Origin of the sequence: Paraburkholderia sp. JHI869, assembly GCF_038900775.1 — a bacterium.
Taxonomy (GTDB): Bacteria; Pseudomonadota; Gammaproteobacteria; order Burkholderiales; family Burkholderiaceae; genus Paraburkholderia.
Genome location: NZ_JAYMSC010000043.1, coordinates 1 through 20,124, shown reverse-complemented (window position 1 = coordinate 20,124; position 20,124 = coordinate 1). Strand labels below are relative to the sequence as shown.

The window sequence follows — 20,124 nt, the reverse complement described above, 5'->3', positions numbered from 1 at the left end:
GGGCTCGATTAGCCTCGAATCTTCCATCGCAGGACCACTCATGTTTGTCGATTCACATTGCCATATCAACTTCGAGGGCCTCGGCGACCGCCTGCCGCAGGTGCTCGAGAACATGCGCGAGAATGCCGTCACGCACGCGCTGTGCGTCTCCGTGGACCTCGAGACGCTGCCTTCGGTCCTCGACATCGCCAACCGCTACGAGAACGTCTACGCGTCGGTGGGCGTGCATCCCGACCACGAGCACATGCGCGAGCCGAGCGTGGCCGAACTCGTCGAGCTGGCCGCGCACCCGAAAGTGGTGGCGATCGGCGAAACGGGGCTCGATTACTATCGCCTGGGCGAGCGCACGATCGCCGACATGGAATGGCAGCGCGAGCGCTTTCGTACGCACATTCGCGCGGCGCACGCCACGGGCAAGCCGCTCATCGTCCACACACGCGCGGCGTCGGACGACACCCTGCGCATCATGGAAGAAGAGCGCGCGGGCGAGCCCGGTGGCGTGATGCACTGTTTCACGGAACCGTGGGCGATTGCCGAGCGCGCGCTCGCGCAGAATTTTTACATCTCGCTTTCGGGCATCGTGACGTTCAAGAGCGCGACCGACGTTCAGGAAGTGGCGCGCCGCGTGCCGATCGAGCGTCTTTTGATCGAAACCGATTCGCCATACCTGGCTCCTGTGCCATTTCGTGGCAAACCCAATGAACCTGCGTACGTGAGCCATGTCGGAAGATTCATTGCGCAGCAACGCGGATTGCCGGACGCCGAACTTGGCGCTGTCACCACGCAGAATTTTTTCCGGCTCTTCAAGATCCAGCCTCAGGCCTGAATCGCGAACCGCATGCTGTCAATGGTGTTAAATATCAACGAGATAGCAGATAACGTTAAGGCATGACATGAACTCGAAACCGCTTCCGCACGCCGCAAACCCTGTCCGCCGTACTGCCGCCGCGCTCGTGCTCGGCGTCGCCGCCACGCTGTTCGGCGCCGCGGCACGCGCCGCTCCGATCGACTCGCTCATCAAGAGCGTCAAGTTCGACGACGACAAGGGTGTGCAAAAAGCGCTCGCAGAAGGCATGGACCCGAACGCGACCGACGACCAGGGCATGCCGCTCCTCGTGATCGCCGCGCGCGAGAAGTCCGACAAGGTCGGGGCGGTGCTGCTCGACAACCCGAAGACGAACATCGCCGCCGAAGACCGCGCAGGCGAAAACGCGCTGATGCTCGCCTCGCTCAACGGCGACGTGGACTTCGTGAAGCTGCTCATCACCAAGGGCGCCGAGGTCAACAAGAAGGGCTGGACGCCGCTGCACTACGCCGCTGCGAACGGCAACGACGACGTCGTGAAGCTCCTGATCGGCTACTCGGCCGACGTCAACGCGCTGTCGCCCAACGGTACGACGCCGCTCATGATGGCCGCGCGCGGCGACCATCTCACGACGATCCAGATGCTGCTTGAAAAGGGCGCGACGCTGGGTGCGAAGAACCAGATCGGCATGACGGCACTCGATTTCGCGCGCCAGTACAAGGCGCCGGACGCGATCAAGGACCTCACGGCGCGCATGACGCAGGCCGGCCTCTCCACGGCGAGCCCGGCAGCGCCGCAAAACAGTGCAAAATAATGGGGATGAAGGCGGCCGCACTGGACCAAGGCGGCCGACCGGCGGCGCTCGAGGTGCTCGAAGCGCCGCTCCCCAAGACAACTCAAGGAGAACCATGCTGCGGGTTCTGATCTGTGCGGGCGCAATGGCGTTGCCGCTCTCCGCTTTCGCATTCACGGCAAGCGACCTCAACCGGCTCTGCACGAAGACCGACGTGGCTTCGCGCAGCGCGTGCGCGGCCTACATCGAAGGTGCTGCGGACGGCATCTTCAACACCATCGACGCCATCGGCGGCACTACCGGGCCGCGCGTGGGTCAATACTTCTGCCTGCCGCCCGACGCGCGCTCGTCGCAACTCACCGACGCAGTGCGCAAGTACATCGCCGACAACCCGAACGTGGCCGGCTACAACGCCAGTACGGCCATTTCGCTCGGGCTCGGCAAGGCGTTTCCCTGCAAGACCGGCAACGGCAGTTGAAGCCGGCTCGTTGTTGGCATTGCCGTTGAAGTAACAAGTAGCACGGCGCGGCGCTTTCTATCGCCGCGCCACTCATCATCGAGGCCGCTGCGTGGCCAGTTGAACCATCGCCGTGGCCGTCCGCGGGCCTGCGCCCGTGCCGTTTCCAAGAGTCGCCTTATTAACCAGGATGCTCAGGAGGAACTGGCCGCAGATGCCGACACTCGACGATTTCTCCGGTTTCACCGACGCCCCGCTGCAGGACTGGCTCGGCACGTTGCTCGTGAGCGCGCTCGCACTCGTCTTCGCGTTCGCCATGCACTGGGTCGGCGGCCGCGTCTTGCTGCGTGTCGCGCGCCCGTATCCGCGCGTCAGCGTGTTCCTGCGCTATATCCGCAAGCCGGCGCTCGCCGTGCTCGCCATCCTCGCGATCGAATTCGTCTGGTGGCAGGCGCCCGACACGCTCAGGCACATCAGCGGCCTGCGCGAGCTGTGCGCGTTCGCGCTGATCGGCGCGATCACCTGGCTTTCCGTGCGCTGCGCGGCGGCCATCGGCGAGGCCATCATCGCCGCCCATCCGCTCGATATCGCCGACAACCTCCAGGCCCGCCGCATCCACACGCAGGCCCGCGTGCTGGCGCGGACGGTCATGGTGCTCATCATCATCGTGGGCGTGGGCGCGGCGCTCATGACGTTCCCGAACGTGAGGCAGATCGGCGCGAGCCTGCTGGCTTCGGCGGGCGTTGCCGGTCTCGTTGCCGGTATCGCGGCACGCCCCGTGCTAGGCAATCTGATCGCCGGTTTGCAGATCGCGCTCTCGCAGCCGATCCGGCTCGACGACGTGGTCGTGATCCAGGGCGAGTGGGGGCGCATCGAGGAAATCACGGGCACCTACGTTTCGGTGCGGATCTGGGACCAGCGGCGGCTCATCGTGCCGCTGCAGTGGTTCATCGAGAATCCGTTCGCGAACTGGACCCGCAGCAGCTCGCAGATCATCGGCACGGTGTTTCTGTGGCTCGACTACCGCATGCCGCTCGCGCCGCTGCGCGAGGCGCTCGCACGCATCGTCGACGGCGCGCCCGAATGGGACCGCCGCGTGCAGGTTTTACAGGTCACCGACGCCAACGAGCGCGCCATGCAGTTGCGCGTGCTGGTGAGTTCGCGCGACTCCGGCCTGAATTTCGATTTGCGCTGTCGCGTGCGCGAAGGGCTGCTCGATTTCGTCAACGAGCACTATCCGCAGTTCCTGCCGCGTGCGCGCGCCGAAGTGTCGGCGGAGCTCGAAAGCAGCACCGGCGAGGTGCCGTCGTTCGTGCGGCGCCCGGCGCGGCAGGCGGCGGCAAGCACAGCGGCCCATACTGAGGCCGATCCCGTGACGGGCACGCGCGTGCCGGGGGACGGCGAGGAGCTGGAGACGCACCAGCCGGCGCGGCCAGACGCAGCGATGGACGCCAACGCGGCCGAATCCGGCAACGCGCGCGAGCCCGCGACTGAAAGTCGCCGCGATGGAGGCTGAAACGCAGTAGTGTGAAGACAGGAGGAGGAACCGCAAGATGGGCAGACTGATAGTCGTCTCGAACCGCGTCGCGACGCCGACGGAGACCAAAGGCTCGGCGGGCGGGCTTGCGGTCGGCGTATTCGGCGCGCTGAAGGACTCGGGCGGCGTGTGGTTCGGCTGGAGCGGCGACGTCGTGAGCGAGACGGTGGCGAACGCGGGACCGACGCTGGTCGAAGAGGGCCACGTCACTTTCGCGACCGTCGGCCTCACGCGCAAGGACTACGATCAGTACTACCGTGGATTTTCGAACGCCACGCTCTGGCCAGTCTTCCACTACCGCAACGACCTCGCGCGCTACGAGCGCGACGAATACGCGGGCTACCGCCGCGTGAACGCGTGGCTCGCGCACAAGCTCATGAAGCTGATCCACCCGGACGACAACATCTGGGTCCACGACTATCACCTGATTCCGTTCGCCGAGGCGCTGCGCTCGGAAGGCGTGCGCAACCGCATCGGCTTCTTCCTGCATATTCCGTTTCCTTCGCCGCAGGTGTTGCAGACCATTCCGCCGCACGACGAACTCGTCAGATCGCTGTGCTGTTACGACCTGCTGGGGTTCCAGACGCAGAACGACCAGCAGGCGTTCCACGACTACATCGCACGCGAGGCGCACGGCAAGGTGGCAATGCGCGCGGAGAATCCGGAGCACGGCGAGGTCGAGGCGTATGGCCGCAAGCTGCGCACGGGGGTGTACCGCATCGGCGTGTTTCCGGACGAGATCGCCGAGCAGGCCGCGCGCTACGAAAGCCGCCAGCATGTGCTCGATCTCAAGCAGAGCCTGGAAGGGCGCAAGCTCATCATGAGCGTGGACCGGCTCGACTATTCGAAGGGGCTGGTCGAGCGTTTTCATGCCTTCGAGCAGTTGCTGGAAACATCGCCCGAATGGCGCGGCAAGGTCACGCTCGTACAGATCGCGCCGCCCACACGCTCGGACGTCGCGAGCTACAAGGTGATACGCGAGGAACTGGAGCGGGAGGCGGGGCGCATCAACGGCCGCTACTCGGGCCTCGATTACACGCCAATCCGCTATCTGAGCCAGCAGTACGACCGCTGGAAGCTGATGTCGCTCTTTCGCGAGTCGCAGATAGGCTATGTGACGCCGCTGCACGACGGCATGAACCTCGTCGCCAAGGAGTATGTGGCGGCGCAGAATCCCAACGATCCGGGCGTGCTCGTGCTGTCGATTTTCGCGGGCGCGGCGGCCGAGCTCACGGGCGCATTGCTCGTGAATCCTCACGACGCGACTGGCATGTCGGAAGCGCTGGAACGCGCGCTCGCGATGCCGCTCGAGGAGCGTCAGGCGCGCTACCAGACCAACATGGAGGCGCTCAGACGCAACGATCTGGGCGTGTGGCGAGACACCTTCCTGCGCGATCTGGCGGCCGTGCCCCAGCCGCGCTGATGATTGCGCGTTTTGCGTATGATGCGTGGCTGATCCACGCACTCGCCCTGCGCTTTGATGCTGACCACGCTCGCCATCGCCAACTACCGCTCGCTGCGCGAGCTCATCGTGCCGCTCGGCGCGCTCAACGTCGTAACCGGCCCGAACGGCAGCGGCAAGTCGAATCTTTATCGCGCACTGCGCCTGCTCGCGCTAACGGCGCGCGGCGGCGTGATTCCGTCGCTCGCGCGCGAGGGCGGCCTGCAGTCCACGCTTTGGGCGGGCCCCGAGCGCTTCTCGCGCGCGGTCGCAGCGGGCGAATACGCGGTGCAGGGCACGGTGCGCAAGGATGCAGTGAGCCTGCGCCTTGGCTTCGCGGGCGACACCTTCGGTTACGCGATCGATCTGGGTTTGCCGCTGCCTTCGTCCACCTCGCAGTTTTCGCTCGACCCGGTGATCAAGCGCGAGTGCATCTGGAGCGGGCCGATCCTGCGGCCCTCGGCGCTGCTCGTGGACCGCCAGGGGCCGATGATCCGCATCCGCGACGCCTCGGGCGAATGGGCGACGCTCGCGCAGCCCGTGGCCAGCTTCGACAGCATGATGACCGAGTACGCCGACCCGCGCAGCGCGCCCGAAATGATCGCCGTGCGCGAGCAGATCCGCTCGTGGCGTTTCTACGACCACTTCCGCACCGACGAGCACGCGAGCGCGCGCCAGGTTCAAATCGGCACGCATTCGCCGGTGCTCACCGACGACGGCGCGAACCTGGCCGCGGCGCTGCAGACGATCCGCGAGATCGGCGACGGCGAGGCGCTCGACACCGCCATCGGCGACGCTTTTCCGGGTGCGCGCGTCGAGATCGTGAATCACGAAGGCCGCTTCGAGGTGGCGCTGCGCCAGGAGGGGCTTTTGCGGCCGCTGCGCGGCGCGGAACTCTCGGACGGCACCTTGCGCTACCTGCTGCTCGCGGCGGCGCTGCTGAGCCCGCGGCCGCCCGGCCTGCTGGTGCTCGACGAGCCCGAGACGAGCCTGCACCCGGACCTGCTGCCGTCGCTCGCGCGGCTCATCGCACGGGCGTCGCGGCACTCGCAGGTCATCGTCGTTTCGCACGCGGCGCGGCTCGTGGCGGCGTTGGAGCGCGAAGCGGGCAGCCAGTCGGTCGTGCTCGAACGGCGTCTCGGCGCAACCGGTTTCGCCGACCCGGACACGCTCGACGTGCCAGCGTGGAAGTGGCCCGCCAGGTAGGCCGCCGGTAGGGCAAACGCAGGGGTTGTTTCGGCATGTAACACCGTATAGAAATTGAAAGACTGGCGGCGCGCGCGCCCGTCTTGCCGAATAATGGGATAAGCGATGGAGACGCGCCGCGTCGGCAATGGACGCGAACCCGCACGAATCCATGGGAATCCGTGCTAACCCGAAGGACGCCCGACCGTGCGGACGCCGCGCCCGTCTGGCTTAGAATGACCAGCACCGCAAGAACGGGCAACGCGGCCCCGTTTCCTGGAGACACACAATGAGAATTGCGCAGATCGCCCCGCTGACCGAATCGGTCCCGCCGAAGCTCTATGGCGGCACCGAGCGCGCCGTGTCGTACATCACCGAAGCGCTGGTCGAACTTGGGCACGACGTCACGCTGTTCGCGAGCGGCGACTCGCTCACGAGCGCGAAGCTCGAGCCCGTGTGGCCGCGCGCGCTGCGGCTCGACCCCGGCATTCGCGACCGCATCGCGCCGCACATGCTCCTCATGGAAATGGTGCGCCGCCAGGCCGACCAGTTCGACGTGTTGCATTTCCATATGGACTACTACTCGTTTTCGGTGTTCAAGCGCCAGGAAACGCCGTTCGTGACGACGCTGCACGGCCGTCTCGACTTGCCCGAGCAGCAGCCGGTGTTCGATACGTTCAATACCGCGCCGGTCATCTCGATCTCGAATTCGCAGCGCCAGCCAATGCCGCAGGCGCGCTGGCTGCGCACGGTGTACCACGGCCTGCCGGAAGATCTCTATACGCCGCAGCCCGTCGAGCAGCGCTATCTCGCGTTTCTCGGCCGTATCTCGCCGGAAAAACGCGTCGACACCGCGATTCGCATTGCCGGGCGCTGCGGGCTGCCCATCCGCATTGCCGCGAAGGTCGACGAAGCCGACCGCGAGTATTTCGAGCGCGATATCAAGCCGCTACTCGCGCTGCCGCACGTTGAGTACGTAGGCGAGATCAACGACAGCCAGAAGGCTGAATTCCTCTCTGGCGCGCATGCGCTGCTGTTCCCGATCGACTGGCCGGAGCCGTTCGGCCTCGTGATGATCGAGGCGATGGCGTGCGGCACGCCTGTGATCGCGTTCAATCGCGGCGCCGTGCCGGAGGTGGTGGAAGAGGGCGTGACGGGCTTTATCGTCGAGGACGAGATCGGCGCCGTGGCGGCGGTGAACCGCATCTCCCGCGTTCCGCGCGCAGGTGTGCGGCGTCGCTTCGAAGAGCGTTTCACCTCGCACCGCATGGCGCAGGAGTATGTGCAGGCGTATGAGGCGGTGATTCGCGCGAACAAGCGCTCGCGCTTCAAGGTGATCGATACGTCCGCGAGCTGAGCGCGCGGACGTTCGGGGCGCGCGAGGCGCTATTTATTAAAGATCGAGTTTCGTGATCTTCGTACCACCGAGCGAGAGGTCGCCGATCAGCCCGCTGTTGGTGAGCACGAAGACTTGCACGGGCTTGGTGGCCGTGGTCGTGTCGATCGAGCCGTTCGCGCCGACCTTCACGAGCGCGACCGATGCGTCGCCGCCTGCCGACCAGCCGCTCGAATTGCGGAATTTCGCGAGTGCGTCTTCGGTCATGAAGAGGTAGATGACGGACTTCGACTGCACGCCGAGCGTTGCGCCGACCGAAGCCGACGACGTGCTGTAGAAGCCAACCGTGCTGCCGCCCACGCGCAGCGCGCCGTCGCCGTGTTCGCCGCCCACGCCGATGCCCGCCTGGATCACGCGCGGAAACACGAGAATGCCGCGCGCTTTGCCGACCAGCTCTTGCGAGCCTGGCACGGTCTGATAGAGGCGCGACAGGGTGGCGTCGACGTCGGAGTTGATCGACTGGGCGCGTGACGCGTCGGTCGCGGCGTTGGGTGCCTGGCTGCCGGTGGTGGTGCAGCCCGAGAGTGCCGCGGCGCCGATGGCGATCGCGACAGAAGCCTTTAAAAAGAAGCGAGATGCGGTCATCTTGTTCTCCGTTCTGGTTTCCGAACGCCGCGATGGCGCGGCGTCCAATTGTTATACCTGAACGTCCAGATTCGCACTTTGAGGCTGCGCAGCACTCGCGCCGCGCGGTGAAGCATGCACGAGAAAAGCTAGCGCTCCGTCACGGGCTTGGCTGTGGGCCGCCGCAGGGCGCGCTTCACGCCGCCGAGCAGCACGCCGATTGCGAGCAGCACCGCCGCGGGCACGACCCAGTAACCGACGAACGCGTGCCACAAATAGCCCGCGAGCGTCGAGCGCCGCACCGCGTATTCGTCGCGCGCTTCCTGTTGGCGCTGTGCGTTCGCGGCGAGCACTGCGGCGGGGCAGCCGGCCGCGCGCGCGGTCTCGGGGGTGCCGTGGCAGCGTAGCGCAGCGCCGGCGTCACGCTCGGCGTCGGTGAGGGTCCAGGTGGTCAGCGCGCGCTGCAAATCCGCGCGGTTATACGCCATCTCGTCCTGAACCTCGCGCACCGCGACGATCATCACCGGTACGAGCCAGAAGGTGATCACCATGAGCCAGCGGCGAAACCAGCGGTTCTTGTGTCTCCATGCCATCTGCGCCTCCGTTCGATGCCATTGGCATCAACGTCAACGCGGCAGCCCGATGGCTAACGTGTGATTTTGCAGAGAGGGACCGCCGCTGCAGCCATCATAGGAGAAAAACGGTGCGGCCGAATGCGCTCGCTTACGCAAACCCGCGAAACCCCGGGCAAATCCGCACGATTTCGCATATTTCGATGTTGATTCGCACAACGGAAGACGCAGACGCGAGGAAATCGGGGAGACGTTGCAACGCACAAAACCGGCGCATAAAAAACGCGCCGCAGCGTCTGCTGCGGCGCGCGGATCCTGCCGTGCAGGAGAGTCCCTGCGATCGCGTAGCTCAGCTCTTCGTCGAGAGGCACGTCTTCATGAATGCCTTGCGGTCGTCGCCTTTCTTGTCGCCGGCCTGAGTGTTGCACGCCTTCATGCGTTCCTGCTGGGTCATCGTCGGCGCCGGTACGCCGGCAGCGGAGAGGCACTGCTTCATGAATGCCTTGCGATCGTCGCCTTTCTTGTCGCCGGCCTGGGTGTTGCACGCCTTCATCTTGTTCTGCTGGCTGTTCGCAGCCGGCGCGGAAGCGGGTGCGGCAGTCTGCGCGAACGCCGGTGCGGCCAGCACGCCGCCCAGCACGATTGCAGCAATAACAGATTGCATCTTCATCGTTCACTCCCTTGAATTTGGACGTTCTCAGTTGACGTGCGGCCAGGCCGTGTATGGCCAGTGCGCCTCGCGCGCGCCGCCATTATGGCAAAGCCGCCATTAAAACGAACCGGCAATGTGTTCGGTTGACGCGCGCGCTGCTGCACAATGTTCGCTATCGGCCGTCGACCTGTCCGACGCAGCCGCAACACCACGGAGAACGCGCATGCATTACCTCTTGATGTACGAACTCGCAGACGACTACCTCGAACGCCGCCCCGAACATCGCAGCGCGCATCTGACGCTTGCATGGGCCGCCGTCGAACGCGGCGAGCTGCTGCTCGCGGGGGCGATCGCCGATCCCGTCGATAACGCGCTGCTGCTGTTCCAGGGCGACAGCCCGGCCGCCGCCGAAGCGTTCGCGCGCGCCGACCCGTATGTGCTCTCGGGGCTCGTGAAGCACTGGCGCGTGCGGCCCTGGCAAACGGTGGTGGGCGAAGCGGCGTCGAATCCGGTGCGCTAGGGCGTGAGGGCTGTGGCACCGCCGGCGTGGCTCAGCGCTGCGGCTCGCCGTGCGCGTCGTCAGCCGCCGCCTGGGTCAGCAGGTCGCGCACGGTGTCGTCGCTGACCTGATCGAAGTCGAGATAGAACTGGCCGACGCTGTAGAACGCCTCGGGCATGCGCGCACAAACGAATTCGTCGACGGCTCCGCCCAGCCGTTCTTGCGCGCCAGCGGGCGCGACGGGTAGCGCCGCAACGATGCGCGCGGGCCCGAGCGTGGCGAGCGCGAGCGCCGCTGCCTTGAGCGACGCGCCCGTGGCCATGCCGTCGTCGACGACCACCGCCACGCGGCCCGCCACCGCAAGCGGCGCACGCTCGCCGCGATAGCGCGCCTCGCGGCGGCCAAGCTCGATGCGCGCGAGCGCCATGGCGCTCTGCAACTGTGCCTCGCTCACGCCCGCGCTGCGCACGAGCGCGCTGTCCACGTACTGCGCGCCGTTCGACGACAGCGCACCCATCGCGAGTTCCGCCTGCCAGGGCAGGCCGAGCTTGCACACGGGCAGGACATCGAGCGGCACGTGCAACGCCTTCGCAACTTCGTAGCCCACCGGCACGCCGCCGCGCGGGAGCGCGAGCACGATCACGTCGCGTCTGCCCGCGTAGGCCGAGAGCGGGCCTGCGAGCGAACGGCCCGCCTCGCGGCGATCGGTAAAGGGGCGTTCCATGAGGAGGTCCTCCCAATTCGTTGCCGGCTAGTGCGGCGCAACGATGCGTTCAGTTTGCCACTCGCGGCCACACGCTGCTGGTAAAAAGCAGGCAGCCGCGCAGCCGCATCCGTACGCCGCCACCAAACGGCACGCGGCGCGAACTGGGCGTGCATGCCACCGCCAGCGCGATCCAATGCTGACGCGCGCTCATTTGCATACGCGGATTTCTCGTTTGGCGCGGGCGTGCCGCCTCGTTACGATGAAGTCGATCCCGCCACCGACGAGGTCTCGCCATGTCCGAATCCGCCTCCTTCAAGCCGCGCGTCATCGAACCGGTCGTGCCCGACGCGCCCGACGGCCTCGGGCTCGCCGTCGAACTGTGGCTCGCGCGCCCGGTAGACGGCATCGCAGGCCGGGCGCTGCGCATTCACTTGCGCCACGGCGCGCGTATGGAGCAGGCCGAAACGCTGCGCGATCTGCTCCATGCCGTCGGCACGGCTATCGTCGTGTCCTGACGGCCTGGTCGACGCGCTCAATCGAGACTCAATCGAGCGGCGTGGCAAAGAGCGCGTCGAGCAGATTCGACGAGGACGTATCGGCCAGGCGCGTGAGCGATTCGACCATGCGCACCTGGCAGTCCACGAGCGGCAGCATGCGAATGCGCCGCGACTCGCCGAATTCCGCATGCGCGATCACGCCGACGCCCACGCCTTGCGCAATGGCCGTTTGCAGCGCCTCGCGGCCGTCCACGTAGAGCACGGGCTGAACCTGCAGGCCCTTGCGCACGAGTTCGGCTTCGAGCAATTGCTGCGTGACCGAGTGCGTTTCGCGAAACACCATCGGCTCGCGCACGAGTTCCTCATAAGTCATGCGGCGCTTTTTCGCGGCAGGGCTCTCGGCGGGCACGACCGCGACTAGCGGTTCCTCGCGCAGCACGCGCGCCTGCAGCCGGCTATGCACCTGGCGCGCGGCCGTGATCGCGGCGTCGGCCTCGCTCGCGAGGACGCGGCGCATGCATTCGGTCGCGTTCGCGATAGAGAGCTTGATCACGACGCCCGGATAGCGACGCCTGAACGCCCCGATCAGCTTGATGGCGAGGTCGGGCGCGTCGGCCGCGAGGGCGAGCTCACCCGATTCGAGCGCACCCGCCGCTTCGAGCAGCCGCCGGGCGTCGCGTTCGCACCCCACCATCTGACGCGTCACCGCAAAGAGCCGCCGCCCGAGTTCGGTGAGCTCCACACCGCGCGGCCCGCGCTCGAAGAGTTTGACCCCGAAATCCTGCTCGAGCCGCTTCACGTGGTCGGATACGGCCGGCTGCGTGAGCGACAGCGCCTGCGCGGCGCGTGAGAACCCGCCGTGTTCGGCCACCGCGTGAAAAGCCCGCAACTGCGCGTATTGCATGTCGAAGCGCTCCGGCAACAAGTAGATAAGTGCAGCTTATATCGACATCGATTATATCGATTTTACCGATAGATGGCGCTGCGCTAACGTGTCGGAATCGACAACTCTGATGTCCACCGGAGCACGCATGACCACCCCCGCCGAGCCGTACCTCCTGACCCCCGGACCGCTCACCACGGCGGCCTCGACGAAGGCCGCGATGCAGCGCGACTGGGGCTCGTGGGACGCCGACTTCCGCGCCATGACGTCGCAATTGCGCGCCGCGCTGCTCCAGATCGCGGGCGACGAGCGTGGTGAATACGACTGCGTGCCATTGCAGGGCAGCGGCAGCTATTGCGTCGAGGCGATGCTCGGCAGCTTCGTGCCGCGCGACGGCCACGCACTCGTGCTCGCCAACGGCGCGTATGGCAAACGCATTGCCACGACGCTGCGCTACCTGGGCCGCCAGCACACCGTGCACGATACCGGCGACTACCTGCCGCCGCGCGCGGAAGACGTCGAGGTTCTGCTGGCTGCGAACCCGGATATCACGCATGTCGTCGTCGTGCACTGCGAAACCAGCTCGGGCATCCTGAACCCGATCGAAGAGATCGCGGCCGTGACGGCCCGCCAGGGGCGGCGGCTCCTGATCGACTCGATGAGCGCGTTCGGCGCGGTGCCGCTCGACGTGCGCACGCTGCCTTGCGACGCGTTCGTCTCCTCGGCGAACAAGTGCATCGAGGGCGTGCCGGGCTTCGGCTTCGTGATCGCGAAAAAGGAAGTGCTGAGTAACGCCAATGGCGTGAGCCACTCGCTGGCGCTCGACATCCATGACCAGTGGGACGTCATGAACCGCACCGGCCAGTGGCGCTTCACGCCGCCCACACATGCGGTGGCCGCGTTCATCGAAGCGCTGCGTCTGCACGCGCTCGAGGGCGGCCAGCCGGGGCGACTCGCGCGCTATGCGCGCAACCGCGACGTGCTCGTCGAGGGCATGCGCGGGCTCGGTTTCGAGCCGCTGCTGACCGAAGGCTGGCGCTCGCCCATCATCGTCACATTCTTTTCACCGGCCGATCCCGCATTCGACTTCACGCGCTTCTACGATCTGATGAAGGCGCAGGGTTTCATCATCTATCCGGGCAAGCTCACTAGTGTGGAGAGCTTTCGCATCGGCTGCATCGGCGCGCTCGACGAAACCGTCATGCGCCGCGTCGTGGCGGCGTGCGGCGAAGCGCTGCGCACGCTCGGCGTGGCGAGTGCCGCGCCCGCGCCGGTCGACCTCGGCGCACGCGAAGCGCTCGCCGTTTGATGCACATTGATGCGCATACCCCTAAGACTCCACATCATCGATTTTTTAGCAGGACGCATGTAATGAAACACGTCAAGGCAGTGATCTTCGACTGGGCCGGCACCGTGGTCGACTACGGATCGCGCGCGCCCATGGGCGCCTTCGTCGAGACCTTCGAGCAATTCGGCGTGCCGATCACGATCGACGAGGCGCGCGGGCCGATGGGCATGGCCAAGCGCCCGCACATCGCGGCGCTGATGGCGCTGCCGCGCGTCGCGGCGGCATGGGAAGCCCGCTACGGCCACGCACCGGGCGAAGCCGATATCGACGCCGTGTATGACGTCTTCGTGCCGAAGAACGTCGCCGTGGCCGCGCAGTACAGCGACGTGATTCCGGGTGTGGCGGAGGTGACTGCCGCGCTGCGCGCCGACGGCGTGCGCATCGGCTCGACCACGGGCTACACGCGCGAGATCATCGAGCAGATCGTGCCCGGCGCGAAGGCGCAGGGTTTCGAGCCCGACAGCATCGTCTGCACGGGCGATACGCCTGAGGGCCGGCCTTCGCCTTACATGATCTACCGCACGCTGCCGCAACTCGGCGTGTGGCTCGCGCGCGACGCGATCAAGGTGGACGACACCGAAGTCGGCATCGAGGAGGGCATCAACGGCGGGACGTGGGCAGTGGGTGTCGCGGTGAGCGGCAACGCGTTCGGCCTGACCGAGGACGAAGTCCACGCGCTCGCACCCGACGAATTCGCGCGCCGCCGCGCCGCGGCCGTGGAGCGCCTGCGCGCGGCGGGCGCGCACTATGTGATCGACAGCGTCGCCGACCTGCTGCCCGTGGTGAACGAGATCGAAGCGCGGCTTGCCCGCGGCGAGCGGCCCTGACCGGAACCGAGCTGTATTTCGTGAAGATCGCGCAGGCGGCCTGGCCGCTTGCGTTACCATGGGCGCCCCTGCCACCGGCCGCCGCTGCCCATGAAAACGTTTGTGCTTTTCGTCGTGACCGCGCTCGCCGAGATCGTCGGCTGCTATCTGCCTTACCGCTGGCTGCGCGAGGGCGCGAGCGCGTGGCTCCTTGTCCCCGCCGCGCTCTCGCTCGCGCTCTTCGCGTGGCTGCTCACGCTGCATCCCACGGCCGCCGGGCGCACCTATGCGGCTTACGGCGGCGTGTACGTGTGCGTGGCGATTCTCTGGCTCTGGGCCGTCGAGGCGATCCGCCCGAGCCCGTGGGACTGGGCCGGCATCGGCTTCACGCTGGCCGGCATGGCGCTCATCATGTTCCAGCCGCGCTGAGCGAGCCTGACTTCAGCCAGGCGCTCAACCAAGCGTATTGACCTGCGGAAACTTGTCGCGGAAGGCCTGCGGCATCGGCACGACCTTTTTCTGCTCGTAGTCGAAGAACACGAAGCCCGATTTCGCCATGGCGATGAGCGCGCCGTCGGCGGGCCGCGTGATGCGGAAGATGATGTCGCCGCCGTACTTGTTGAAATCCATGATGCCCACCTCGAAGCAGAGCGCGTCGCGCGCGTAGGCTTCCGCGCGATAGGTCGTGGCCAGATCGGTCACGATGATGCTCGTGTGCGCGTCCTTCATGCCCTCGATGCCTGCGTCGAACAGAAAACGAGCGCGCGCCTCGGAAATCATCGAGATCATCGAGTCGTTGGCGAGGTGATTGGCCGAATTGATATCGGTGACGCGCACCGTGAGATGCGTCGAATAGTAGAACTGGTCTTCGGGAAACTGGAGCTGGATGCGGGCCATGATGCAATGCGCGGAATGGGGGACGGGGGCGCCGGCGGGCCTGAGCAGCGTAGGCGCCGGCCCCGCTGGCAGCCCGCTGGCAGCCCGCTGGCAGCCCGCTGGGAGTCCGCTGGTAGCCCGATTGTAACGGGAGGCGCGTCGCCTCTGGCGCCAGCCCGGCGCTAGAATGCGTGAGCCTTCTGCCCCCGGTTTGCCCCGGGCACTCGCCACCTTCCATCGATTCCCGCCATGACCGACATGCCTGGCCCCGCATCCCCAGCCGCCGCCGAAGCGGGCGCAGCGCCGATCGACCTGCCCATCCTGGACGGCCGCACGGTCGCACTGCACCCGCTGTGCGCCCAGGACGCGCCGCGCCTCGTCGCCGCGGCGACGGACGGCGAACTCTGGAACCTCAACGTGACGGTGGTGCCTGGGCCCACGACCGTCGACGCCTGGATTGCGAAAGCGCTCGATGGCGTGCGCGCCGGCACCGTGATCCCGTTCACGATCCGGCTGCGCGAAAGCGATCGCGTGGTGGGGAGCACGCGTTTCTGGAAGGTCGATCGTGAGAACCGGAAGCTTGAGATCGGCTCCACGTGGCTCGCAGCGTCGGCGCAGCGCACCATCGTCAACACGGAGGCGAAGTACCTGATGCTGCGCTATGCCTTCGAAACGCTCGGCTGCGTGCGCGTGCAGTTCACGACCGACGTGCTCAATGCGAAATCACGTGCCGCGATCCTGCGTCTCGGCGCGAAGGAAGAGGGCGTGGTGCGCCGCGAGCGCATCATGCCGGACGGCCGCAAGCGCGACTCCGTGCGCTTTAGCATCATCGAGGACGAGTGGCCCGAGGTGGAGGCAGGCCTGTTGCGCCGGTTGCAAGCCGCCGGCTGAGCGCGCCCGCTCGAGTGCGGCGCCACGGCGTTAGCGCAGGCGCTCAGGAGGTGCTTCAGGCGGCGGATCGCCTTGTGGCACCGGCGGCGGCTCGACGTCCGGTACCGGAGGCTGCGGCGGACGTCGCGGATTATCGGGCTCCTCGGTCGGCAGATGAGCCTCGGGCCTGCGTAAAAAATGGGCGGCGGGAAGAAAATTCGAACGCATAGACCTCTCCGGGATGCGCGAAGCATGCGCCCCGAATGACAGCGCTGACACCGTCGTCAGCGCTCGCATCGCGGCCCTGCCTTCGCGCGAATCCAATTGCCCGTCTGTCCGCAAACGCCGTGCCGCCCGACGCGCTCGGGTCGCGTGCCGTGGTACGCGGGTTGCTGCTAGCCGCGCAGGGACCTTCGCAGCCGTCTCCTGGTGATCTTCAGGGCCTCTCACGCGGGCTCGCATCGTACTGGAGGAGGACCGATGACCATGCACACTCCACCGACGAAGCCTTTCGCGGCCGGTGCGCTTGCTCTGACGCTCGTCCTGGCAGGAGCCGCGGTGCACGCGCAGGACAACACCGGCGCGGACCGCCCGACCACCGCGCCCGCCACGGAGTCGAGCGGGGCGAAGGCCAACGGCGTCTACCCGGCGCCGACCCAGGGCGTCGAGCAAGGCGTGCCCGCCAGCAAAGGCGCGCAGGCCACGCGAACGACGCATTCCTCGAAACACCAACCGCATCGCGCCAGGAAGCCGGTAAAAGGCGCGTCGGCCGCGGCGGGCGGCAGCGATGCGAGGGAGGAGTGACGATGCACGAAAATCGCGCCTTTCATTTCCCGCGCAATCTGCGCGAAAGCAGCCCAGCCCAACGCGAAAGCGGCCTCGAGACCTTCTTCCTGGCGGAGCACGGATGGGTGCCGAACAACGCCCGGCTGCCGGTGATCGTCTATCGGCGCGCGCTGGCGCCGGGGGGCGATGACCTTGCGCGGGCGTTCAACGAACGCTTCGAAGCAAACGGCTGGCCGGTGCAATGGCTCGACGGCGTCTTCGACTATCACCACTTCCATTCCACGGCGCACGAGGTGCTGGGCGTGTTCGCCGGTACGGCCGAGCTGATTCTCGGCGGACCGGGCGGGCGCGTGCTGCGCGTGCACGCCGGCGACGCGCTGCTGCTGCCAGCCGGCACCGGGCATTGCCTGCTTTCGCTCGCGGGCGGCTTTCGCGTGGCGGGCGGCTATCCGCGCGGGCAGCAGTGGGACATTCGCCGGGACGCGCTGAGCCCGGCGGAGTTGCGCGCCATGCAGGCGCTGCCGTATCCCGCGAGCGATCCCCTTTACGGCGACCATGGGCCGCTGATCGAGCACTGGCTCGCGCAGGCGTGAGGGCGCCGGGCACAGCGATTGCATTGGTATTCACCGTGCATTCGCACGCCAGGGAGGGGGAGATGACGACACAAACGAATCGCCCGCTGAATTCGCGTGACCGGGCTTGCCGCGGCGCATCCATGCTCGTCCTCGCATTCGGATGCACGTTCGGCTGCGCGCTGGGGGTGCCGTCTGCCGCTTTTGCGCAGGGCGCTGCGCAATCGATCGCCGTGCAGCGCATGGCGACGGTACAGTCGGGCACCGGCTATCGCGCATCGAAGCTCGTGGGTTCCGATGTCTATGACACTAGCGGCAGCAAGATCGGCGCAATCGACGATATCGTGCTCGAGTCGCCCAACGAAGGCGCCTTCGCGATTCTCTCGGTAGGCGGCTTCCTCGGCCTGGGCAAGCATCTCGTGGCCGTGCCGTTCAACGATCTGCGCATCGACAGCAAACAGATCGTCCTGCAGACCGACAAGGCGCAATTGAAGACGTTGCCCGAGTTCAACTACGCGCACGATTGACGCGTTCGTGCACGAGCGTCCTTGCCGTGGCGCAAGCCTGCCAGTGCCTTGGTCCAAAGTCCTATTGCGCGCCCCTCGTCCACACACCATAGTGGAAGGATGCCTCATGCGAGGCGTCCTACCGGGGAGCGATTCAATGGCAAAGAAAGAGGAAGTCAAGGCCGCGAGCACAGCGGAGCCGGCGGAAAAACTCAGCGAAAAGGCTTATCAAAAGGAACTCGAGCGTTTGCATGGCGAACTCGTTCGCCTGCAGGAATGGGTGGTTCAGAAGCGTCTGAGGGTGTGCATTCTCTTCGAAGGCCGCGACGGCGCAGGCAAGGGCGGCACGATCAAGGCGCTCACCGAACGCGTGAGCCCGCGTGTGTTTCGCGTATTTGCACTGCCCGCGCCCACGGAGCGCGAGAAGTCGCAAATGTACTTCCAGCGTTATCTGCCGCTGCTGCCCGCTGCCGGTGAAATCGTGGTGTTCGACCGCAGCTGGTACAACCGTGCGGGCGTCGAGCGCGTGATGGGCTTTTGCACGCCGGAACAGGCGTCGGAATTCCTGCGTGGCGTGCCGCTCATCGAACGCGCCATCATCGACTCGGGCACGATCCTCATCAAGTTCTGGCTCGAAGTGAGCCCGAAAGAGCAGACCCGGCGCCTCGAAGGGCGCATCAACGATCCGCGCAAAATCTGGAAGCTCTCTCCCATGGACCTTCTGTCGTATAGCCGCTGGTACGACTATTCGCGCGCGCGTGACGAGATGTTCGACATGACGGATACGTCGGAATCGCCATGGTTCGTTGTCCGATCCGACGACAAGAAACGCGCGCGCCTGAACGTCATCAACCATATTCTGAACACCATTCCCTACAAAGCGCTGCCGCGCGAGAAGGTCACGCTGCCCGAGCGCCAGAAGCCACAAGGCTACCGCGACCCGGCGTACCCCTATCGGTACGTGCAGGAGAAGTACTGAGCGGCGGCGCGGCGACTCGTCACGCCCGATCAAACCACACTATCATCACGATTGAACGCTCACGAGGGGTAGACCATGGCCGAGTTGCTGCTGGGAAATATCGACGAACACGTCACGGACGCCGAGATCAACGAGTTTCTGGAGCGCTACGGTTTTCCGCCGTACGACGCGATTCAGCGCATCGAGGGAGCGGGCCGTCCCGGCGCGCTGCTCACCTTCAACGCCGCGAGCGAAGAGGGGCTGCGCCGCTTGCAGGGCCGCATTAACAACCTGTTCTGGCGCGAGCACACCATCAGCGCCCAGGTCATGCCGCCGGCACGCGAGGAGTAGGCGGGCGCAAGCAGACGACAGAGCGCGCACCACGGCTTCGACAACCGCGGTGCGCGCTCTGCATTTTCAGGCGCCGTTTTCAGGTTCAGTAGAAGATCAACCCTGGCCGTTCCGTGCTCACGCGCGTGCCCGCCTTGCCCTGGGTAATCGCCACGATATCGGCCAGCGCGCCGATCACCGCATCCTTGCCGGTGATGCGCGCGAACTCCGCGGCTGCCATGACCTTCGGCCCCATCGACCCGGCCGCGAAGCCGAGCTTCTCCAGTTCGTCGGGGTGCGCGCTTGCAATCGCCTTTTGCGACGGCTTGCTCCAGTCCACGTACGTGGCGTTCACATCGGTGGCGATGATGAGCATGTCGGCCTCCAGCTCCTGCGCGAGCAGGGCGGAGCACAGATCCTTGTCGATCACGGCCTCCACGCCGCCAAGCTTGTGACCTTCGCCGTAGAGCGTCGGAATGCCGCCGCCGCCCGCGCAGATCACGATCGTGCCGCGCTCCAGCAGCCATTTCACGGGGCGGATCTCGAAGATGTGCTTCGGCCGCGGGCTCGCCACGACACGGCGGAACTTGTCGCCGTCCGGTGCGATGGCCCAGCCGCGCTCGGCAGCGAGCTTCTCCGCCTGCTCCTTCGTGTAGACGGGACCGATCGGCTTGGTCGGATGCTGGAACGCCGGATCGTTCGCGTCTACTTCGACCTGGGTGAGGATGGTCGCGAAGGGCACCTCGTAGGGCAGGAGATTGCCGAGTTCCTGCTCGATCATGTAGCCGATCATGCCCTCGGTCTGCGCGCCGAGCACGTCGAGCGGGTAGCCGGGCACGTCCTTGTAGGCCTCGCCCTGCAGCGCGAGCAGGCCGACCTGCGGCCCGTTGCCGTGCGCGATCACCAGTTCGTTGCCCTGCGCAATCTGCGAGATCTGGGTGGCCGCGAGGCGCACGTTTTCGCGCTGGTTCTCCGCCGTCATCGGCTCGCCGCGACGCAGCAGCGCGTTGCCGCCAAGCGCAATCACGATTCGCATGTCTGACTCCCAAGGTTAGGCGTGTCGGTGTAGCGGAGCGCGGGCGCCG

25 protein-coding genes are annotated in these 20,124 nt (G+C 66.4%); 18 read left to right on the top strand and 7 right to left on the bottom strand.

Going from position 1 to position 20,124, the window contains the following annotated elements; genetic code table 11:
• Window positions 1-40 precede the first annotated feature (40 nt).
• The 7 genes from VSR72_RS39460 (at window position 41) to VSR72_RS39430 (ending at window position 7,575) form a co-directional block, all read left to right on the top strand.
• Entirely contained in the window at window positions 41-826 is a 786-nt protein-coding gene (locus tag VSR72_RS39460) for a TatD family hydrolase (RefSeq protein ID WP_342957624.1), read from the top strand.
• Between the two features lie 67 nt (window positions 827-893).
• Entirely contained in the window at window positions 894-1,619 is a 726-nt protein-coding gene (locus VSR72_RS39455; protein WP_342957623.1) for an ankyrin repeat domain-containing protein, read from the top strand.
• Window positions 1,620-1,713: 94 nt separating this feature from the next.
• Complete coding sequence (locus VSR72_RS39450; RefSeq protein WP_342957622.1) at window positions 1,714-2,076, top strand: Rap1a/Tai family immunity protein; 363 nt, start codon at window positions 1,714-1,716, stop codon at window positions 2,074-2,076.
• Window positions 2,077-2,269: 193 nt separating this feature from the next.
• Window positions 2,270-3,571 carry a mechanosensitive ion channel domain-containing protein gene (locus VSR72_RS39445; RefSeq protein WP_342957621.1) on the top strand — a complete coding sequence of 434 codons (1,302 nt, stop codon included), beginning with the start codon at window positions 2,270-2,272 and terminating at the stop codon, window positions 3,569-3,571.
• 37 nt (window positions 3,572-3,608) lie between these two features.
• Window positions 3,609-5,015, top strand: coding sequence for an alpha,alpha-trehalose-phosphate synthase (UDP-forming) (gene otsA / locus VSR72_RS39440; protein ID WP_342957620.1), 1,407 nt, complete (start codon window positions 3,609-3,611; stop codon window positions 5,013-5,015).
• 57 nt (window positions 5,016-5,072) lie between these two features.
• The gene (locus VSR72_RS39435; RefSeq protein WP_342957619.1) at window positions 5,073-6,239 is read left to right on the top strand and encodes an AAA family ATPase; all 1,167 of its coding nucleotides are present in this window, start codon (window positions 5,073-5,075) and stop codon (window positions 6,237-6,239) included.
• Between the two features lie 268 nt (window positions 6,240-6,507).
• Entirely contained in the window at window positions 6,508-7,575 is a 1,068-nt protein-coding gene (locus tag VSR72_RS39430) for a glycosyltransferase family 4 protein (protein ID WP_342957618.1), read from the top strand.
• Between the two features lie 36 nt (window positions 7,576-7,611).
• Here the strand turns inward: VSR72_RS39430 and VSR72_RS39425 are convergent, their stop codons facing one another.
• The 3 genes from VSR72_RS39425 to VSR72_RS39415 all read right to left on the bottom strand — a co-directional run bounded on the left by VSR72_RS39425 (window position 7,612) and on the right by VSR72_RS39415 (window position 9,420).
• Window positions 7,612-8,199, bottom strand: a complete 588-nt coding sequence (locus VSR72_RS39425; protein ID WP_342957617.1) for a YSC84-related protein — start codon at window positions 8,197-8,199, stop codon at window positions 7,612-7,614.
• Window positions 8,200-8,327: 128 nt separating this feature from the next.
• Complete coding sequence (locus VSR72_RS39420; protein ID WP_342957616.1) at window positions 8,328-8,771, bottom strand: hypothetical protein; 444 nt, start codon at window positions 8,769-8,771, stop codon at window positions 8,328-8,330.
• A 328-nt stretch (window positions 8,772-9,099) separates the two neighbouring features.
• Entirely contained in the window at window positions 9,100-9,420 is a 321-nt protein-coding gene (locus VSR72_RS39415) for a PsiF family protein (RefSeq protein ID WP_342957615.1), read from the bottom strand.
• A 205-nt stretch (window positions 9,421-9,625) separates the two neighbouring features.
• Between VSR72_RS39415 and VSR72_RS39410 the strand changes: the two genes are divergently transcribed.
• Entirely contained in the window at window positions 9,626-9,922 is a 297-nt protein-coding gene (locus VSR72_RS39410) for a YciI-like protein (protein ID WP_342957614.1), read from the top strand.
• A 31-nt stretch (window positions 9,923-9,953) separates the two neighbouring features.
• On the opposite strand, the gene VSR72_RS39405 is transcribed toward VSR72_RS39410, so the two are convergent.
• Window positions 9,954-10,625 (bottom strand): phosphoribosyltransferase family protein, encoded by a 672-nt coding sequence (locus VSR72_RS39405; protein ID WP_342957613.1) that lies wholly within the window; start codon window positions 10,623-10,625, stop codon window positions 9,954-9,956.
• Between the two features lie 275 nt (window positions 10,626-10,900).
• Here VSR72_RS39405 and VSR72_RS39400 point away from each other — a divergent pair, with 275 nt between their 5' ends.
• Complete coding sequence (locus tag VSR72_RS39400; RefSeq protein ID WP_342957612.1) at window positions 10,901-11,122, top strand: hypothetical protein; 222 nt, start codon at window positions 10,901-10,903, stop codon at window positions 11,120-11,122.
• A 28-nt stretch (window positions 11,123-11,150) separates the two neighbouring features.
• On the opposite strand, the gene VSR72_RS39395 is transcribed toward VSR72_RS39400, so the two are convergent.
• Complete coding sequence (locus tag VSR72_RS39395) at window positions 11,151-12,008, bottom strand: LysR substrate-binding domain-containing protein (RefSeq protein WP_321914902.1); 858 nt, start codon at window positions 12,006-12,008, stop codon at window positions 11,151-11,153.
• A gap of 127 nt (window positions 12,009-12,135) precedes the next feature.
• Here VSR72_RS39395 and VSR72_RS39390 point away from each other — a divergent pair, with 127 nt between their 5' ends.
• From VSR72_RS39390 to VSR72_RS39380, 3 genes are all read left to right on the top strand, one after another.
• Window positions 12,136-13,296: a 2-aminoethylphosphonate--pyruvate transaminase gene (locus VSR72_RS39390; RefSeq protein ID WP_342957611.1), complete on the top strand. Its 1,161-nt coding sequence runs from the start codon at window positions 12,136-12,138 to the stop codon at window positions 13,294-13,296.
• Between the two features lie 62 nt (window positions 13,297-13,358).
• Complete coding sequence (gene phnX / locus VSR72_RS39385) at window positions 13,359-14,162, top strand: phosphonoacetaldehyde hydrolase (protein WP_342957610.1); 804 nt, start codon at window positions 13,359-13,361, stop codon at window positions 14,160-14,162.
• A 90-nt stretch (window positions 14,163-14,252) separates the two neighbouring features.
• On the top strand, window positions 14,253-14,570 hold the full coding sequence (locus VSR72_RS39380) for a YnfA family protein (protein WP_342957609.1): 318 nt from the start codon (window positions 14,253-14,255) through the stop codon (window positions 14,568-14,570).
• A 24-nt stretch (window positions 14,571-14,594) separates the two neighbouring features.
• On the opposite strand, the gene VSR72_RS39375 is transcribed toward VSR72_RS39380, so the two are convergent.
• On the bottom strand, window positions 14,595-15,038 hold the full coding sequence (locus tag VSR72_RS39375) for a thioesterase family protein (RefSeq protein WP_342957608.1): 444 nt from the start codon (window positions 15,036-15,038) through the stop codon (window positions 14,595-14,597).
• Between the two features lie 237 nt (window positions 15,039-15,275).
• Here VSR72_RS39375 and VSR72_RS39370 point away from each other — a divergent pair, with 237 nt between their 5' ends.
• From VSR72_RS39370 to VSR72_RS39345, 6 genes are all read left to right on the top strand, one after another.
• Window positions 15,276-15,908, top strand: coding sequence for a GNAT family protein (locus tag VSR72_RS39370; RefSeq protein WP_342957654.1), 633 nt, complete (start codon window positions 15,276-15,278; stop codon window positions 15,906-15,908).
• Window positions 15,909-16,373: 465 nt separating this feature from the next.
• Window positions 16,374-16,691: a hypothetical protein gene (locus tag VSR72_RS39365; protein ID WP_342957607.1), complete on the top strand. Its 318-nt coding sequence runs from the start codon at window positions 16,374-16,376 to the stop codon at window positions 16,689-16,691.
• Between the two features lie 2 nt (window positions 16,692-16,693).
• Window positions 16,694-17,266, top strand: a complete 573-nt coding sequence (locus VSR72_RS39360; protein ID WP_342957606.1) for a cupin — start codon at window positions 16,694-16,696, stop codon at window positions 17,264-17,266.
• A gap of 122 nt (window positions 17,267-17,388) precedes the next feature.
• On the top strand, window positions 17,389-17,772 hold the full coding sequence (locus tag VSR72_RS39355; RefSeq protein ID WP_342957605.1) for a PRC-barrel domain-containing protein: 384 nt from the start codon (window positions 17,389-17,391) through the stop codon (window positions 17,770-17,772).
• A 136-nt stretch (window positions 17,773-17,908) separates the two neighbouring features.
• Window positions 17,909-18,730 (top strand): polyphosphate kinase 2, encoded by an 822-nt coding sequence (gene ppk2 / locus VSR72_RS39350; RefSeq protein ID WP_342957604.1) that lies wholly within the window; start codon window positions 17,909-17,911, stop codon window positions 18,728-18,730.
• 75 nt (window positions 18,731-18,805) lie between these two features.
• Complete coding sequence (locus VSR72_RS39345) at window positions 18,806-19,060, top strand: RNA-binding protein (protein ID WP_342957603.1); 255 nt, start codon at window positions 18,806-18,808, stop codon at window positions 19,058-19,060.
• Window positions 19,061-19,145: 85 nt separating this feature from the next.
• Here the strand turns inward: VSR72_RS39345 and arcC are convergent, their stop codons facing one another.
• Complete coding sequence (arcC, locus tag VSR72_RS39340; protein ID WP_342957602.1) at window positions 19,146-20,075, bottom strand: carbamate kinase; 930 nt, start codon at window positions 20,073-20,075, stop codon at window positions 19,146-19,148.
• Window positions 20,076-20,124 lie beyond the last annotated feature (49 nt).

What these genes read in the sequence shown, in the direction of transcription:
- VSR72_RS39460 (WP_342957624.1), top strand. Translation starts at nt 41, where the DNA reads ATGTTTGTCGATTCACATTGCCATATCAACTTCGAGGGCCTCGGCGAC.
- VSR72_RS39455 (WP_342957623.1), top strand. Translation starts at nt 894, where the DNA reads ATGAACTCGAAACCGCTTCCGCACGCCGCAAACCCTGTCCGCCGTACT.
- VSR72_RS39450 (WP_342957622.1), top strand. Translation starts at nt 1,714, where the DNA reads ATGCTGCGGGTTCTGATCTGTGCGGGCGCAATGGCGTTGCCGCTCTCC.
- VSR72_RS39445 (WP_342957621.1), top strand. Translation starts at nt 2,270, where the DNA reads ATGCCGACACTCGACGATTTCTCCGGTTTCACCGACGCCCCGCTGCAG.
- otsA (WP_342957620.1), top strand. Translation starts at nt 3,609, where the DNA reads ATGGGCAGACTGATAGTCGTCTCGAACCGCGTCGCGACGCCGACGGAG.
- VSR72_RS39435 (WP_342957619.1), top strand. Translation starts at nt 5,073, where the DNA reads ATGCTGACCACGCTCGCCATCGCCAACTACCGCTCGCTGCGCGAGCTC.
- VSR72_RS39430 (WP_342957618.1), top strand. Translation starts at nt 6,508, where the DNA reads ATGAGAATTGCGCAGATCGCCCCGCTGACCGAATCGGTCCCGCCGAAG.
- VSR72_RS39425 (WP_342957617.1), bottom strand. Translation starts at nt 8,199, where the DNA reads ATGACCGCATCTCGCTTCTTTTTAAAGGCTTCTGTCGCGATCGCCATC.
- VSR72_RS39420 (WP_342957616.1), bottom strand. Translation starts at nt 8,771, where the DNA reads ATGGCATGGAGACACAAGAACCGCTGGTTTCGCCGCTGGCTCATGGTG.
- VSR72_RS39415 (WP_342957615.1), bottom strand. Translation starts at nt 9,420, where the DNA reads ATGAAGATGCAATCTGTTATTGCTGCAATCGTGCTGGGCGGCGTGCTG.
- VSR72_RS39410 (WP_342957614.1), top strand. Translation starts at nt 9,626, where the DNA reads ATGCATTACCTCTTGATGTACGAACTCGCAGACGACTACCTCGAACGC.
- VSR72_RS39405 (WP_342957613.1), bottom strand. Translation starts at nt 10,625, where the DNA reads ATGGAACGCCCCTTTACCGATCGCCGCGAGGCGGGCCGTTCGCTCGCA.
- VSR72_RS39400 (WP_342957612.1), top strand. Translation starts at nt 10,901, where the DNA reads ATGTCCGAATCCGCCTCCTTCAAGCCGCGCGTCATCGAACCGGTCGTG.
- VSR72_RS39395 (WP_321914902.1), bottom strand. Translation starts at nt 12,008, where the DNA reads ATGCAATACGCGCAGTTGCGGGCTTTTCACGCGGTGGCCGAACACGGC.
- VSR72_RS39390 (WP_342957611.1), top strand. Translation starts at nt 12,136, where the DNA reads ATGACCACCCCCGCCGAGCCGTACCTCCTGACCCCCGGACCGCTCACC.
- phnX (WP_342957610.1), top strand. Translation starts at nt 13,359, where the DNA reads ATGAAACACGTCAAGGCAGTGATCTTCGACTGGGCCGGCACCGTGGTC.
- VSR72_RS39380 (WP_342957609.1), top strand. Translation starts at nt 14,253, where the DNA reads ATGAAAACGTTTGTGCTTTTCGTCGTGACCGCGCTCGCCGAGATCGTC.
- VSR72_RS39375 (WP_342957608.1), bottom strand. Translation starts at nt 15,038, where the DNA reads ATGGCCCGCATCCAGCTCCAGTTTCCCGAAGACCAGTTCTACTATTCG.
- VSR72_RS39370 (WP_342957654.1), top strand. Translation starts at nt 15,276, where the DNA reads ATGCCTGGCCCCGCATCCCCAGCCGCCGCCGAAGCGGGCGCAGCGCCG.
- VSR72_RS39365 (WP_342957607.1), top strand. Translation starts at nt 16,374, where the DNA reads ATGCACACTCCACCGACGAAGCCTTTCGCGGCCGGTGCGCTTGCTCTG.
- VSR72_RS39360 (WP_342957606.1), top strand. Translation starts at nt 16,694, where the DNA reads ATGCACGAAAATCGCGCCTTTCATTTCCCGCGCAATCTGCGCGAAAGC.
- VSR72_RS39355 (WP_342957605.1), top strand. Translation starts at nt 17,389, where the DNA reads ATGCTCGTCCTCGCATTCGGATGCACGTTCGGCTGCGCGCTGGGGGTG.
- ppk2 (WP_342957604.1), top strand. Translation starts at nt 17,909, where the DNA reads ATGGCAAAGAAAGAGGAAGTCAAGGCCGCGAGCACAGCGGAGCCGGCG.
- VSR72_RS39345 (WP_342957603.1), top strand. Translation starts at nt 18,806, where the DNA reads ATGGCCGAGTTGCTGCTGGGAAATATCGACGAACACGTCACGGACGCC.
- arcC (WP_342957602.1), bottom strand. Translation starts at nt 20,075, where the DNA reads ATGCGAATCGTGATTGCGCTTGGCGGCAACGCGCTGCTGCGTCGCGGC.